Below are 361 nucleotides of genomic sequence, written 5' to 3' on the forward strand. Positions count from 1 at the left end.
GTAATAATTGAAGATTCTTGTATTCATCCTTTCCGCCTTGGCTTCTAGGTACAATATGGTCTACTTCAATAAAGTCTGACGGGGTAAAGAATTGCCCACACCAGGTACATCTACCTTTTGGTTTCTTGAGTAGTTTGGCAACTCTATTTGGCGTGTCGATTGCTTGACCTTTCCTGGTTGCCCAGTAAGTCCAATTTCCATCGTATGGTGTTGCGTCAGGGCGCACTAGGGTATGTCTGACAATTGGAGTCCAGTTGTGTTTGTATAGATGTAACCCATCTTTGGTTTGGAACAACCAAGTTTCATGTCTTTCTTTCCCATTGCTAAGTTTAACTGTTCCATTTCTGAAGTAATTCCTTAA

General features: G+C 41.3%; 1 protein-coding gene. It reads right to left on the bottom strand.

The window, feature by feature from the left end:
- The coding region (locus P5674_RS26150; RefSeq protein ID WP_315670515.1) for an HNH endonuclease at positions 1–361 on the bottom strand (361 nt) is incomplete at both ends.

It is taken from the genome of Limnospira sp. PMC 289.06 (genome assembly GCF_032350395.1).
Classification (GTDB): domain Bacteria; phylum Cyanobacteriota; class Cyanobacteriia; order Cyanobacteriales; family Microcoleaceae; genus Limnospira; species Limnospira platensis.